General features: G+C 63.4%; 12 protein-coding genes. 2 read left to right on the forward strand and 10 right to left on the reverse strand.

The features are described 5' to 3' along the window. Position 1: 1 nt before the first annotated feature. From BM70_RS0104665 to BM70_RS0104685, 4 genes are all read right to left on the reverse strand, one after another. Positions 2-997 (reverse strand): hypothetical protein, encoded by a 996-nt coding sequence (locus BM70_RS0104665; RefSeq protein ID WP_025854918.1) that lies wholly within the window; start codon positions 995-997, stop codon positions 2-4. Positions 998-1135: 138 nt separating this feature from the next. After that, positions 1136-2197, reverse strand: a complete 1062-nt coding sequence (locus BM70_RS0104675; RefSeq protein ID WP_025854919.1) for a lipocalin-like domain-containing protein — start codon at positions 2195-2197, stop codon at positions 1136-1138. Then, positions 2187-4649, reverse strand: a complete 2463-nt coding sequence (locus BM70_RS0104680; protein WP_025854920.1) for an FtsX-like permease family protein — start codon at positions 4647-4649, stop codon at positions 2187-2189. Before BM70_RS0104680 ends, BM70_RS0104675 begins: the two co-directional genes overlap by 11 nt. Before the next feature lies 1 nt (position 4650). Further along, positions 4651-5319, reverse strand: coding sequence for an ABC transporter ATP-binding protein (locus BM70_RS0104685; protein ID WP_025854921.1), 669 nt, complete (start codon positions 5317-5319; stop codon positions 4651-4653). Positions 5320-5595: 276 nt separating this feature from the next. Between BM70_RS0104685 and BM70_RS0104690 the strand changes: the two genes are divergently transcribed. Then, the gene (locus BM70_RS0104690) at positions 5596-6270 is read left to right on the forward strand and encodes a histidine phosphatase family protein (RefSeq protein WP_025854922.1); all 675 of its coding nucleotides are present in this window, start codon (positions 5596-5598) and stop codon (positions 6268-6270) included. 177 nt (positions 6271-6447) lie between these two features. Then, the gene (gene arnT / locus BM70_RS0104695) at positions 6448-8103 is read left to right on the forward strand and encodes a lipid IV(A) 4-amino-4-deoxy-L-arabinosyltransferase (protein ID WP_025854923.1); all 1656 of its coding nucleotides are present in this window, start codon (positions 6448-6450) and stop codon (positions 8101-8103) included. Between the two features lie 2 nt (positions 8104-8105). On the opposite strand, the gene BM70_RS0104700 is transcribed toward arnT, so the two are convergent. The 6 genes from BM70_RS0104700 to BM70_RS0104725 form a co-directional block, all read right to left on the reverse strand. Further along, the gene (locus BM70_RS0104700) at positions 8106-9032 is read right to left on the reverse strand and encodes an ATP-binding cassette domain-containing protein (RefSeq protein ID WP_025854924.1); all 927 of its coding nucleotides are present in this window, start codon (positions 9030-9032) and stop codon (positions 8106-8108) included. Positions 9033-9177: 145 nt separating this feature from the next. After that, on the reverse strand, positions 9178-10014 hold the full coding sequence (locus BM70_RS0104705) for an alpha/beta fold hydrolase (protein WP_025854925.1): 837 nt from the start codon (positions 10012-10014) through the stop codon (positions 9178-9180). 78 nt (positions 10015-10092) lie between these two features. Beyond that, positions 10093-11700 carry an ABC transporter ATP-binding protein gene (locus BM70_RS0104710; protein WP_025854926.1) on the reverse strand — a complete coding sequence of 536 codons (1608 nt, stop codon included), beginning with the start codon at positions 11698-11700 and terminating at the stop codon, positions 10093-10095. Then, a complete protein-coding gene (locus BM70_RS0104715; RefSeq protein WP_025854927.1) occupies positions 11697-12524 on the reverse strand; it encodes an ABC transporter permease in 828 nt (275 codons plus the stop codon). The genes BM70_RS0104710 and BM70_RS0104715 overlap by 4 nt, the downstream gene beginning before the upstream one ends. Beyond that, a complete protein-coding gene (locus tag BM70_RS0104720) occupies positions 12524-13501 on the reverse strand; it encodes an ABC transporter permease (RefSeq protein ID WP_025854928.1) in 978 nt (325 codons plus the stop codon). The genes BM70_RS0104715 and BM70_RS0104720 overlap by 1 nt, the downstream gene beginning before the upstream one ends. After that, positions 13498-15081 carry an ABC transporter substrate-binding protein gene (locus tag BM70_RS0104725; protein ID WP_025854929.1) on the reverse strand — a complete coding sequence of 528 codons (1584 nt, stop codon included), beginning with the start codon at positions 15079-15081 and terminating at the stop codon, positions 13498-13500. The genes BM70_RS0104720 and BM70_RS0104725 overlap by 4 nt, the downstream gene beginning before the upstream one ends. Positions 15082-15282 lie beyond the last annotated feature (201 nt).

Genomic DNA, 15282 nt, shown 5'->3' on the forward strand with positions numbered 1-15282 from the left:
GTTAGGCTCCCTCAGGTAGGAATATCAAATCCCCATCGACTTCCATGATCTCTCCTCCCAAAAACGCCCCAGCACTACCGACCCCATCACCTCCCACATACCCTCCCGCTGAGCCTCCGATTATTCCGCAGGCGAGTTCACCTTTTCCCTTCATGCGAATACCTAGGAACATTGTGCATGCCCTTCGAGCGGCTCCTGCACCGAGTCTTCCCAAAAGGGCAGCTCCTGAGACTCCACCTGCCAACCTCCCCGTCTCCACATACTTCGCCCTTCTACACTGCGCCTCCCTCCCCTCCACACACGCCTCCTTGATCTCCAACCCCGCCACCCCCACATCCAGCGCCAACCCCACATAGGTTCCTTTGCCCAACCACTTCGACATCTGCGCAATCTCCCGCATCCGCATGGCATACCCCGCGATCTCACCTTTATGCAGATAGCTCTTGGTCGACAGGCCCAACACCTTTTTCAACGACTCATTACCCTGCAACCCCGTCCCCAACCGCGCCGCGCCTTGCAGTTGCACTTCCAGCCGCCGGAACAACGCCTGGCGCTGCTGAATAAACGTAGCCCTGTCCAACGCACCGTCTTTCAACCGCTGATGCAAGCGTTCGATGTCATCCAATGTTTGCGCCACTTCATCCAGATGCCGCGCCCAGGCCGACGTCGCACTGCCGATGCCAATCGAACCCTTCGCCATGAAACTCTGCAGCAAGTCATAGTTGTCGATCACCGCCGCGCCGGTCGCTGCATTCCGTTCCAGGTGGCGACGGACTTCTTCGGCGTGGCGCATCAACCACGCTTCCTCGACCGAACAATTCACGCTGTGGCCGTCGGGAATAATCACCAGTTGCCCCGGCGCCACCAGGCCGGGCCTCAGGTGCCGGTTCAATACATCAAAATGATCGGCACGCGGTCGGCTCAGGGCGCCGCCCATCACTCGATTTTTCAAACTTTGATAGTCCGTCGCACGCTCGTTGATAAAGCTCTGCGCCATGCTTCACATCCCGGATGCGATGAAGATGGCGTCGAAATATAAGCAAGCGCCTACGCCCCGGACACAGGTCCAGGGGGGGCGGATTTACATTTGGGAAGCTGCCTACACAGCAAAGAAATAGAGCCTACAGAAACCGCGCTAATACCCGGTCATTTCCAGGTAACCCACCCCACCTTCGAACTTCACCGGCCCTTCCCAGTACGGAATACCCAGGTTCATCCAGGCCTTCGGGTTGACCGCCTGGGTGGTGATATCCAGCTGCTTGCCGGGGATTTTCAGCGACCAGCGTGTGGGAAGCTTGCGACCCTCAATGACGGTGGCATCCAACGGTTTCAGCTGGATATCCGCGTTGTGCAGGGTTTGTGTATGGCCTTCGTGATCAATCCAGGTGCCGGTCAGGTAGGACGCGCCGTCGGTTTGCCGCACCCGGAACAGCATCAACTGTTCGCCACGGTCCAGGTGCAGGGAGAACCAGTCCCAGCCAGTCTGGCTGGCGGTCAGGGGTTGGCTGCTCCACTCCCGGTCGAGCCAGGCCGGGCCGCTGACCTGATAGGTTTTGCCGTCGATGCTGACACGGCCGGCAGCACTGAAAAACGGCTGGCTGTAGTAGTACGACGCCTGGCCCTGGTCAGATTTGCGGCTGTAGCCGTTGTCGCCCTGCAGCACCAAGGGCCGGCTGGAAGTCAGGTGCAGGTCGTAGGCGAATTGCGCGCCACTGGCCTTGAGTTGCATAGCCGACAAGGCGTGCGCGGCACCCGGGCGGGTGGCGAAATTCCAGTCGTCGATCCAGGCGTTGAACGGCACCGCCTGGGCCCCGGCCTGGCCGACGCCGCCGCGCGCGTAACGTTCGGCGGCGTAGTGGTGGGTGGCCGAAGTGACGGCGGCGTGGCCGAGCCAGACGGTCGAGTCGTGCCAGCCCGCCTGCGTCGGCCCGGCCTTGAGGGCGTTGCGAAACAGCGTCCATTGCACCCCGAACACATTGCCCTGCTCGTCCTTCAGGTTGGCGGTGACGTACCACCACTCGATGCGAAACCCATCATGGGGCCCATGGTCCTCAGGGAAGCGGAACACCTTGCCGGGCACCACTTGGGCGAAGTCCGCCGCGTCGCTGCCCAAGCCGGCGAAGCTCTCCTGTGGCGCGGGGACTTTGTCGCATGCGGCCAGTAACAAGCACGTCCACAGCAGGTACTTAATCTTCATTGGCAAACGTCCTCAACAAATCCGCAGGACGGCTGCGGTACAACTGCCACAACGGCCAGGCCGAGGCCAGCAAGGTCGCCAGCATCGCCAACCCGAGCAATTGCGCCAGTTGCCACGGGAACACCTGCAACGGCAAGCGCCAGCCAAAGGCCTGCACATTGATCACTGCATCCAGGCACCAGGCCAGCAGCAGGCCCAGGGGTAAGGCCAGGACCAACGTGAGCACCGCCAGCAGCCAGGTCTGGCCGAGGTTGAGCAGCATCAATTGCCGACGCGTGACGCCCAATGCCCACAGCGGGGCGAGTTGACCAAGGCGACTCTGGCTCTGGGTCAACAGGCTGATAAACAACGCCACCCCGGCCACGCCCAGCGTCAGGCTGTTCAGCGCGGCGGTGGCGGCGAAGGTGTGTTCGAACACCTGGCTCGACCAGCCCTTGAGTTGTTGCTGATCGACGATGCGGCTGTCGTTCAGGGCAAAGGCGCGTTGCACCTCACGCACCAGCGGCGCCACATCCGCCGGCGCTACCCGCAGGTTGAAACGCGCCGGTGACAGCGTCGGCCAATGGGCCAGCAAGTGCTGGGCGTTGACCAGCACATGGCCCTTGGGGTTGCCGTAGTCGGCGTAGACCCCCACCACCTTGGGCGCCCAGGCGCCTTGGGGCGTGGGAATGCTCACGGTATCGCCCAGGCGCACATCGAGCCGGCGCGCCAGTTGCTCGCTGAGCATCAGGGTATCGCCGTGCTGCAACTGGTCCCAGGGTTCACTCGCCGCCTCCAGCAGCGGCCAATGCTGGCGATAGGTGGGGTCGTCGACCACGCCAAACAGGTCCGCGGGCCAACCCTGCAATTGCACGGCGACCTGCCAGGTAGGCAGCACGGTGCGCACCAATGGCTGTTGCGCCAGCCAGGTACTGAGTTGTTCAGCCTGGGCCGGGGTTTGTGGGTTCAGATACAGCTCGGCGGTGAGGCGTTGTTCGAGCCAATTGCTGAAGGTGTGACGAAAACCCGAGGTCATGGAGCCCGCACCGATATTCGCGGCCAGGGCCAATAGCAGCGCCATCAGGGCCAGGCTCAAGGCCGGCAACTGCTGACGGCAGTCGGCGAGAAACCATTGGCCGAGCACCGAACGACGGCGTCCCAACACCGCCTTGAGCAGGCCATTGAGCACCACCGGCAGGCCGAGGGCAGCACCGAGCAGCAACGCGGCCATCAGCACAAAACCGGTGGCCAGGCTGTTGCCCAACCACAGCGCCAGTACAGCGACCAACAGTGCCCCACTGGCCACCCACCCTTGGCGGCGCAACCAGCGCCCATGGGCCTCATGCCAGGCCTGGGCGTTGGCCAGCGCCAGCAATGGCAGACGCGCCGCCCGCCACAAGCTGCTGGCACCGGCAAGCAAGGCGCCGAGCAAGCTCAAGCCCAACCCTGCGCCCCACCACCACGGGCTCAGGCTCAACTGCCCCGGCACTTCGGCGCCATACAACCCACGCAGGCTGGCGGCCACATCCGGCAGCAACAGGCTGGCCAGCAGGTAGCCGCTGGCCACGCCGAGCACACCGCCCAGCAACGACAGCACACCCAACTCCACGCTCAAGCTGACCAGCAACATTCGCACGCTGACCCCACAGGCGCGCAAGGTCCGCAGCAGCCCGCGCCGTTGCTCCAGGGCCAGGCCAATGGCGGCGTGCACGATAAACAGCCCCACCACGAAGGATAGGAAGCCCAGCGCATCGAGGTTCAGGTGAAAGCTCTCGGTGAGGCGCGCGAGGTTATTGTCCTCGCCCTGCTTGAGCTGCAGCCCGGCGGGAGGCGTGGGCTGGCCGGCGGCGAACGGCTTGTCCACCAGCAGGCGCGACAGGCGCTCGGGCATCTCCAGCACGGGTTGGGCGAAACCGATGTCAGTGAGCAACAGGCCGGGGGCCATATCCGCTTGGGCGTGCAGCGGCGGCAGTGTGTGACCACTCAGGGTGGTCGGCTGCTGACCTTCGCGCAGCCCCAGAGCCTGCAAGGTCTGCGGCGCGATCCAGGTACGCCCCGGCGGCTCGAAGAACGCCAGCATCTGTGCCTGGCTCAAGCGTTGCCCCGCCACTGCGCCACTGCCGGGCAACGACACCGGGTCAATGCCCATCAATTGCAGGCGCACGTCCTCCAACCCCTTGAGCTGCACCCGCCCCTGCACCACCGGCGACACCGGCCAGCCGGCACGACGCAGTTGCGCAAACAGCGCCTGGGGCACACTGGCGCCGTCCGGCGCGCTGAGCGTGGCCTGGGGTTCACCGCCGATCAATTGGCTGGCGCGGGCATAGCTGTCGCGCGCCTGGTTGTTGAGGGCCTGCACGCCAATCAGCAGTGCGGTTGCCAGCCACAGGCCGGTGAGCACGCTGAAAAACTGCACGGGATGCCGCCGCCAGTGACTGAGCAACGCACGCAATGTCCAGTGGAACACCGCCATCTCAAGCGCCGCCTGCGGGGACGACACGGCCGCGCTGCAGCACCACTTGGCGATCCAGCCGTGCGGCGATGCGCGGGCTGTGGGTGACCATCAACAGGCTGGTGGGGGTGTCGCGCAACAGGTCCAGCAGCAGTTGCAGCACTTCGTCGCTGGTGCCTTCGTCAAGGTTGCCGGTGGGTTCGTCAGCCAACAACAGGCCCGGCCGCGACGCCAATGCGCGCCCTACCGCCACCCGTTGTTGCTGGCCGCCAGAGAGTTGTTCGGGGTAGCGCTTGAGCAGTTCGCCCAGGCCCAGGCGCTCCACCAACTGCGCCTGCCACTGTGGGTCGAAACGCCCCGCCAGCCGCGCCTGGAACGCCAGGTTGTCCTCGACCCGCAAACTGCCGATCAGGTTGAACTGCTGGAACACCAGGCCGATCTCCGTGCGCCGCCAATGGGCCAGTTGCGCTTCGCCGAGCTGGTCGAGGCGTTGCTCGCCGACCTGGATAGTGCCGCCGTCCACCCGATCCAGCCCGGCCACCAGATGTAACAGGGTGCTCTTGCCACTGCCCGACTCGCCCATCAAGGCCAGGCTGCCGCGCTCGGCCAGGTGCAGGTCCACACCGGCCAACACCGCCAGCGGCCCTTGGGGAGTGGAATAGCTTTTGGACACACCTTGCACGTGCAACATGGCAACTCTCATTGGATGGGCGGCAATCGAGAATAACGGCTGGCGCTCAAGACCACGCAAATTTTTCACATGGATTTCACCGGCTGCCCACCCGCCACACTTTAAATTGCCGCCCAAGGGTCATTCGTCGGCAACTTGTTAGTTGCCTCGCGTGGCAACTTTTAACCGCAATATGTTCAGCGAAAAGACAGCCTGCCTGTGACAGCCTTCTGCTCCACTGCGGGCATTCGCCAACACATTGCACCTAACTAATTAAAACACTGCCAAACAATGCCCATGGTGAATGAAGTGGTTGACCTTACCCTGACCAAAGCGCGCTCGCGCCGGGCCTTTATCAGGCGCCTGCGACCGCTGGGGCTGGGGTGCCTGGTGGTTGCGCTGCTGCTCGGCGGCAGCCTGTTCTGGCATGCTTCGCCAAGGGACCTGGGCATCGGCAACCGCCTGCTGACCTCGCAGGTACTGCCCCTGTGGCGCGATGGCGACCTGATCGTACTGGTGCGCCACGAAGAACGCTGCGACCGCTCGACCAACCCCTGCCTGGGCCCCATGGAAGGCCTCACGGCCAACGGCAGCCAGCAGGCCGAAACCCTGGGCAAAGCCTTTAAAACACTGGGCATGGAGGGCAGCGACGTGCTTGCCAGCCCGGCCATCCGCACGGCCCAGACCTTGCGTTTCATGTTTGGTAAAAACGAGCTGACCTCCGGCCAGCAGGCCGTCTGCGGCGCGGCCATGGGCGAAGAACTGCTGAGCCACAAAACCCCGGGGCGCAACCTGGTATTCGTCACCCACAGCGGCTGCATCGCCGACTTCGAAAGCACCCTGGGCTTTCCCCATGCATCGTTCCCCCAGTACGGCAGCGCGCTGTTCGTGCAGGTGCTGCCTCACGGCAAATTCAAGCCCCTGGGCATCGTCAATAACCCGGACTGGCCCGCCGCGCTGAAACAACTCTAATAACTTACCTTTCTGCCTGTTCAGCAAAAAGACAGCCCTGTTCTGGCATGTTTAGTTGCGCCTTTTAATTAAGGACATCATGAATATCTTCTGCAACTCAGTGAACGCTGTGACTTTTTTCGCTATTACTTCATTACTTCTTATATCTGCGACTAAACGTCAGGGAGTGACGTTTTCATGACCCGATTAAAACCCCTGCCGGTATTGTTACTCGCCATTCTCGCGTTTTACCTCTTGCCCCTGGGCCTGCACGGTTTGTGGATCCCTGACGAAACCCGCTACGCGCAGATCAGCCAGGAAATGCTCCAGAGCGGCAACTGGGTGGCGCCGCATTTCATGGGGGTGCGCTATTTCGAGAAACCCGCCGGCGGCTATTGGTTGATCGCCCTGGGCCAGGCCGTGTTTGGCCAGAACCTGTTCGGCGTGCGCATCGCCTCGGCCCTGACGACCGCCCTGAGCGTGCTGCTGGCCTACCTGATCGCCCGTCGCCTGTGGAACGACCCGCGCAAAAGCTTCGCCTGCGCCCTGCTCTACCTGAGCTTCGGCCTGGTGGCGGGGCAAGCGGGCTATTCCAACCTCGACCCGCAATTCACCCTGTGGGTCAACCTGAGCCTGGTGGCCCTGTGGTTCGCGCTCGACAGCCCCACGACACGTGGGCGCCTGGGGGCCTGGACGGTGGTGGGCCTGGCCTGCGCCCTGGGGTTCCTGACCAAGGGCTTCCTGGCCTGGGCGCTGCCGGTGCTGATCGCCGTGCCCTACATGCTCTGGCAGCGGCGCCTGGGCGAATTGCTGCGCTACGGTCCGCTGGCAATGGCGGTCGCCATGCTAGTGTGCGTGCCGTGGATGCTGGCGATCCACCTGCAGGAACCGGACTTCTGGCGCTTCTTTTTCTGGAACGAGCACATTCGACGCTTCAGTGCCGACAACGCGCAGCACGTGCGCCCGTGGTGGTTCTTCCTGCCGATCATCGCGGTGTCATGCCTGCCTTGGGCCGGGCTGTTGCCCAGCACCCTGCGCACAACCTGGCAGCAAAAACGCCAACCAGCCATCGCCTTCCTGGCCCTGTGGCTGATGCTCCCCCTGGGTTTCTTCAGCCTGAGCAACGGCAAGCTGCCGACCTACATCATGCCGTGCCTGCTGCCCCTGGCCTTGTTGATGGGGCATACCCTGGTCAATCTGATCAGCAACGGCCGTGCGCGCCCCCTGTGCCTCAACGGCCTGCTCAATTTCGTGATCGGCATGGTCGCCATGATCGGCCTGATCTACCTGCAAATCGCCCGGCCGCTGTACAGCAACAGCCACGCCGAGATGTTCAGCCTGTCCCTGGCTTTTATCGTGCTGCTGGTGTGGATCCTCACCAACCTGCTGCAAGCGTTTCGCCCGCTGACGCTGTGGGCCATGCCGGCCCTGGGCATCGGCCTGCTGGTGATCCTGTTGCCGGCAAGCATGCCGGCGTGGATCGCCGACAACGAAATGCCCGACCAGTTTGTGCTTGAACACCTGGAAGAGTTGCAGCAGACCCAGGCACTGCTGAGCAATGAACTGAGCAGCGCCAGTGCCCTCGCCTGGCGCCTGCAACGCCCCGAAGTGGCGCTGTATGACACCGAGGGCGAGCTGCGTTACGGCTTGCAGTATGCGGAGGCGACGCAGCGCAAAGTGAACCTGGAAGAGGTCCAGGCCTGGCTCGAGCATGCACGCCAGCACGGCTCGGTGGGGGTGCTGATGCGCGTCAGGAGCACCAGTGAAATGCGCGAGGCGGGCCAACTGCCGCCTGGGGGCAAGCGGTATCACAAGGGGTATCTGGAACTGATTGTGTATCCGCAACTGCGATGAGATCAGCGGGGCTTGGTCTGTGCCGGGTTCATCACCTCGACCGCGGTGAGAGTGCTGCCCAACCCCGCCACCTGCTGCTGCACCGCGCGCCCCTCCGCCCGGTTGCGAATGAACCCGGCGCGGGTAAACCGTTCCAGAAAGGGCACCGGCAAGGCCTTGTCAGGGGACACCGCTGGATGTTCGGCCACATCCCCAAACAGGGTGTAGGCCGCACTCGGCAAATGCCGGGTATTGAGGTCGCTGGTGAGTCGACCTGCCTGCAACACGATCGCGCGATTGGTCACCCGTTGCAGGTCGGACAAGCGCTGGGAGATGTAGAGGATCGCCACGCCCCGTGCGCGCTGGCTGTCGATCAGGCCGAGCAGGCGTTCGGCGTCGGTTTCCGACAGGGCCGCGGTGGGTTCGTCGAGGATCAGCAGTTTGGGTTGCAGGGCAAAGGCGCGGGCCAATACCAGCAGTTGGCGATCGGCCTGGCCGAGGCGTTCGATCGGATGTTGCAGCGGCAGGTCCAGGCCCAGTCCGGCGGCGATGGCTTCGGCGCGTTGCAGCAGGCTTTTGCGATTGAGCAGAAAATCCGCATCCGGCTGGCCCAGTTCATCGAGCAACAGGTTCTCGGCCACGCTCAGGCCAGGGGCAATGGCGTCATCGGGCTGTTGGTGCACGGCCACGATGCCGACCCGGCGCGCCGACAGCGGCGAGGTAAAGCGTTGACGCTGCCCGTCGACCCACAGCTCACCGCTATCCGGCGCCAGGCTGCCGCTGAGAATCCTGACCAACGTCGATTTACCCGCCCCCGTGGCACCGAGCAAGGCCACACCTTCTCCGGGGTAGATATCCAGGGTGACCTGATCCAGCGCCCGCTGGGCGCCAAAGGTCTTGCACAGGCCCAGCAGGCGGATCAGGGGCTCGGGGGCAACGGGGTTACTCATGGCTAATCTCTAAAGCGGAACGATGACTCATTACAACGCGCGAGGGCGCTGATTTATTCCGAACAACAATGAGTTAGGCCCCGAATTAAATGCATTACCTCATGAACAATCCAATAGCTGGATCGCATAGCCGAAAAAAATTGAGTTATAAGGCCCTTGCCAGCAGTGTGTTGAATGCTTTCAGCACCGCATCAGGTTTCTCCAGCATCAGCTGATGGCCGCAGGCTTCGAGCACCTGGAAATCGGCATCCGGCAACTGCCCCGCCAAGGCCTGGCCACCGCTGGCGGGCGTCAGGCCGTCGCTGTCACCGGCCAAGACACTGACGGGCAACACCAGGCTGGGGATCTGCGCGGCGTCCGGCCACTGCGCGTTTTTGGTCAGGGCCTTGAACATGTGCAGGCGGTTGCGCTCGGTGAGTTTTTCTTCATAGGCCACCAGCGCAGGGTCGGCCGAAGCGTGCCAGGCGCGCTCGCGAAACCCCTTCGCCAATAACGGGCGCAGCCATTCGAGGATCCACGCCGGCAGCGACATCAACCCGCCGCTGACCACCGGCCGGTACAACTGCGTGCCCAGCAGCAGCGCTGCATCAATCGACACCGGCGGCCTGGCCAGCAACGCACTGAGGCTCAAGCCGGTGCCGAAGGAATGCGCCACGATGAGGTTTCGCACACCGCCGTAGCGTTGCAGGATCGCCAGGTAGTCCGCCACCAGTTCGGGCCAGGCATAGGCCTGGTCCTCTCGCGGACGAGCGCTGTCGCCATGACCCAGCAGGTCCCAGGCCACCAGGCTGTAGCCCTCGGCCTTGAGCGCCTGCCATTGCGGGCGCCATTGGTCTTTGTTGCCGCCGGCGCCATGGCAGAAGAACACCACCGTGTCGGGTTGAGTGGTGCCCACGTGATGGGCGATGCTCAAGGTGCGATTGGGGCGGATGTCCAGGCTTTGGCCGCGAACTGTCGGTAGATCTGAAACGTTGATACTCATGAACACCACATTCCTTGATGAATAAACTCGGTCAATGTGGGAGCAAGCTCCCTCGCCACAACAAGCCCGGCGCCCACATCAGCTAGCGTCAGCCACAAGGACCGAGGCACTCGGCACACACTGCAGCAGCGTGCGCGTATAGGGATGCCGCGCATCGTCGAACAACGCCGCCGTGTCGCCCTGCTCCACCACCCGTCCGTTCTGCATCACGGCAATGCGATCACACAAACGCGCCGCGACGCGCAGGTCGTGGGTGATGAACACGATGCTCAATTTCAGCCGGCGTTGCAGGGATTCCAACAGTTCCAGGATCTGCACCTGAATCAACGCATCCAGCGCCGAGACACACTCATCGGCGATCAGCACCTTGGGCTGCACGGCCAGTGCCCGTGCAATGCCGATGCGTTGGCGTTGGCCGCCGGAAAACTCATGGGGGTAACGTTCAAACGCCGTGGCCGGCAAGCCCACCAACGCCAGCAGGTCCCGTGCACGCTGCTCGGCCTCGGCCTGCGAATGGCCCTGCACCCGTGGCCCGGTCATGATAATGCGACCCACAGTCTGGCGCGGGTTGAGGGAGGCGAACGGGTCCTGGAAGATCATCTGCACATCACTGCGCAGCGGCCGCAAACGCCCTTCGGAGAGACCCGCCACGTCCTGGCCGAGCCATTGGACCTGCCCGCTGTCGGCGCGCAACAACCGCACCAGGCAGCGGCCCAGGGTGGATTTTCCCGAGCCCGACTCACCGACGATGCCCAGGGTCTCGCCCTCGCGCAGGTCCAGTTGCACCGCATCCAGCGCCTGGGTGATGCGCTTGCCCCACCAGCCACTGCGGCTGCGGAACACCTTGTTCAATCGCTCGGCCTTGAGCACCACGGGGCCCGCGACCACAGCCCGCGGCGCCAGCGGTTGTGCCGACACTGCCGCGAGCAGTTGCCGGGTGTAGGGCGCCTTGGGTTCGAGCAGTACCTGTCGGGCACTGCCCTGCTCGACCGACACGCCTTTTTCCAGCACCAGCACACGGTCGGCAATGGCCTCGACCACGGCGAAGTCATGGGTGATGAACAACAGCGCCATGCCCTTGTCCTGTTGGATTTTGCGCAACAGGTCGAGGATCTGCGCCTGGGTGGTCACGTCCAGGGCCGAGGTGGGTTCATCGGCGATCAGCAATGCCGGATCGAAAGCCAATGCCATGGCGATGACCACGCGCTGGCGCTGACCACCCGAGAGTTCGAAAGGATAGGCCTGGCGCAGGCGTTCAGGCTCGGGCAGGCCGACATAACCGAGCAAGTCGACCACCCGTTGGCGACGCTCGCGTGCCGATGTCATCCCGTGGGCGCGCAGGGTTTCATCGATCTGCTCACCCACGCGCAACAGCGGGTTGAGCGCGCTCATGGGCTCCTGGAACACCATGCTGATATCGTGCCCGCGCAATTGGCGCATGGCGGTTTCACTGAGGCTCGCCAGGTCTTGACCGCGAAACACCAGGCGCCCGCTTTCCACGCTCAGCGGGGTCGGCAGTTGCCGCAACAGCGCCTTGGCCAACATGGATTTGCCCGAACCGGACTCGCCCACCACACACAGGCATTCACCGCTGCGCAGTTGCAGCGACACGTCATACAGCGCATGGCTGCGGTCCGCACCGGCCGGCAAGGCGATACGCAGGTTTTCCACACTCAGCAGTGTCATAGCGACCTCTGCGGTTCAAAGGCCACGCGCAGGCCTTCGCCCACCCGGTTCACCGCCAGCACACACACCACAATCGCCAGCCCCGGCAGGAAGCTCATCCACCAGGCATCCCGCAGCAGGCCACGGGATGCGTTGATCATGTAGCCCCAGCTCATGGCCTCCGGGTCACTCAGGCCGAGGAACGCCAGGGCCGACTCGGTAAGAATCGCCGTGGCCATCACAAAGGTCATCACCACCAGCAACGGCGCCAGGGCATTCGGCAGGATCTGTTGGCTGATGATGCCCCACGGCGACTGGCCCAGTACTCGCGCCGCCTGCACGAATTCGCGCTGGCGCAGGGTGAGGAATTCACTGCGCACCAGCCGCGCAACGCCTGGCCACGCCACCAGTGAAATCGCCAGTACGATGGAACCCAGCGACGGCTCCAGCACCGCCACCAGGATCACCGCCAGCACCAGTTGCGGGATGATCTGGAAGAATTCGGCGATGCGCATGAGCACGGCATCCACCCAACCACCGAAGTAACCGGCGATGGCGCCAACGATCAACCCCGCCAACAAGGTCGCCAGGCTGGTCAGCGCGCCCACGGCCAGGGACACGCGGGCGCCATAGAGCAAGCCGCTGCCGAGGTCGCGGCCGAGCAAGTCGCTGCCCAGCCAATGGGCGGGGTCGTGGAACGGCGCCAGCATCGGTTGGGTGTTCATTTCCCACGGCGAGCTGCTGGTGAGCCACGGCGCAGCCACCGCCAGCCCGGCCAACAGCAGCAGGAACAGCGCACCGATCAGCGCCGACGGTTGGCGCACAAAACGCTTCAGCACCCTCATCAACCTTGCCCTCCGGCGCCGATTCGCGGGTCGAGAAAACGGCAAATCACATCGGTCAACACGTTGAAGCCCACCACCAGTAACGAGATCACCAGGAAGCCACCCATCAGCACGCCGTAGTCGCGCTGGGCCAGGGAGTCATACATCAAGCGCCCGATGCCCGGCCAGGAATACACCACCTCCACCAGCAGCGCGCCGCTGGCCAACTGGCCGAGTTGCAAGCCGGCAAAGGTCACCACCGGCAGCAACGCATTGCGCAGCACATGCACGTAGAGAATCCGCCGGGGATGCAAACCCTTGGCGTGGGCAGTGCGAACGTATTCCTGGCCGAGGGCGTCAAGTACGGCGGCGCGGGTCAGGTGGATGTACAGGGCGAGGAACAACACGCTCAGGGACAGGCACGGCAGCAACAAATGCTGCAGGCGATCCAGCAGCGAGAAGTCGCGGCCCACGGTTTCCATGCCAAATGCCGGCAGCCAGTCCAGGCTCACCGAAAACAGCAGGATCATCAGCATCGCCAGCCAGAACGGCGGCATCGCGTACAGCAACAAGGCGCCATGGGAGATCACGCCATCGAGCCAATGGCGCTTCTGCCGGGCGCGTGCCGCCAGCACGCCAAGGGTCACACCGAGCACGGAAGACACCACGAATGCCGAGCCCATCAGCGCCAATGTCGCGGGCAAACGCTCGCTAATCAGCGACCACACCGAGGTCTGGTTACGGTAGGAATAACCCAAATCCAGGTGGGCGATATTGCCCAGGTAAATCAGCAGTTGCTGGAGCAGCGGTTTATCCAGGCCCATGGTCTGGCGCAACTGCTCGATGAACTGCACGTCGTCCACCCCGGCTTCACCCGCCAGCAGCAACGCCGGATCACCCGGCGCCAGGCGGATCAGCAAAAAGCTCAACACCAGCACCGCCACCACCATCAGCAGCGCCTTGAACAGGCGTCCGCCGAGATACAGCACGCCGTTCATGGCGCAGGTGCGTCGAGGTAGACGCTTTCGTAGTCTTCGTTAAGGCTGGTGGCGGTCTGCAGCAGGTTTTTCACCTGCGTGTGGAACAGCGTCGGGTAACGCATCTCGAAGATCGGTGCGATCGGCAGGTCGGTGTTCAAGACGTTTTCCAGCTGGCTGTAGAGCTTTTTGCGCTCCGGGCCTTCCGGCGTGTCGGCGACCTTGCTCCACAGCGCATCGGCTTCGGGGCTGTTGTAGCCGCTGACGTTGGCGAACGGCGAGGTCTTGAGGATGTAGTCGGAGCGGAACAGGTAGGCGCTGGTCAGGTACGGGTCGCCGATCTGGAAGATGAAGTTGTAGGTCAGGTCGAAGTCCCAGTCACTCACGCGCTGGAACCAGGTCGCCGCGTCGGACGTCACCACCTGAACCTTGAAGCCCAGGGGCTGCAGGGACTGCTTGGTGTATTCGGCCAGGCGTTCCCAGGCCCCGCCCTTCTCGCCATTGAGCAGGCGGATACGCACCGCGCCCACGTCGACGCCGGACTCGGCGATCAGTGCCTTGGCTTTTTTCACGTCATAGCTGTACTGCGGCAACTGCGGGTCGTGGTACGGCGTGGTCGACACGAACTCGCCCTGGGCGACCTTGCCCGAGCCGAAGAAGATGTTGTCGACGATGAACTGGCGGTTCAGCGCATACAGGATCGCCTGGCGCACCTTGGGGTTGTCCAGCGGCGGCTTGCGCGTGTTGATTTGCAGGAACGCCAGGCCGGCATACAACTCCCAGCCCTTCTCCGACGACTGCACATTCGGCAAGGCGGTGAGGCGCTTGAGGTCGGCGTAGTCGGCATCGCCGCTGCGCAGCACTTGCACGTCATTGCGCTCGAAGGCAGCCGCCCGCGACGAGGCATCAGGAATCACGTGAAAGATGATGCTGTCGAGGTGCGGCAGGCCTTTTTTCCAGTAGTTGGGGTTCTTGGCCAGCTTGATGTAGGCACCGCGTTTCCACTCCACGAATACAAACGGTCCGGTGCCGACCGGCTTGAGGTTGTAGGGGTTGTTGCGAAAGTCCGTGTTCTCGTAGAGGTGCTTGGGCACCACCGGGCGCAGGCCGCTGCCCAGCGCCGAGAGCAACGGAGCAAAGGGTTTCTTCAGGTGAAAGACCACTTGCAGCGGCCCTTTGGCGGTGATGCTGTCGACGTACTCGGTAATGATGCCGCCGAGGCGCTTGTCGACTTCGGGGTAAAAGGTCTGGAAGCTGAACACCACATCATCGGCGGTGAAGGCCGGGCCATCATGCCAGTGCACACCGTCCTGCAAGTCGAAGGTGTAGGTGAGGCCGTCCGGGGAAATGCTCCAGGCCTTGGCCAATACCGGCTTGGGCGCCAGGTCGGTGTCGAAGGTCAACAGGCCCTGGAGCACTTTGCCGCTCACGTATTGGGTGGACACATGGCTGACCACACCGTGCATCAGCGACGGCGGTTCCGGCTGGGCCACCAGGTTGAGCACCCCGCCCTCCTGGGGTTGCGCGTGCGCCTGGCCGGCCAGCAACGCGGTGCACAGTGCCGCGGACGTGAGGGCACGGCGGAAAGAAAATGGGCGCATGGAGGCTCCTCGACTGAAAAGATATGCAGAGGATTTTGCAAGGGCTGTGCCATGGGGGGTTTGGCAGGGATTGCAGGGTTTGACTGCCTGCAGGGTGATGAAAAAACCACAGCAACCTGCGCGACTGTGCAAAAAGCAACACCCCCTGTAGGAACCGGCTTGCCGGCGATAGCAATGTATCAACCGGCAAACAAGCAAGCT

This window comes from Pseudomonas sp. CHM02 (assembly GCF_000612585.1).
GTDB lineage: Bacteria > Pseudomonadota > Gammaproteobacteria > Pseudomonadales > Pseudomonadaceae > Aquipseudomonas.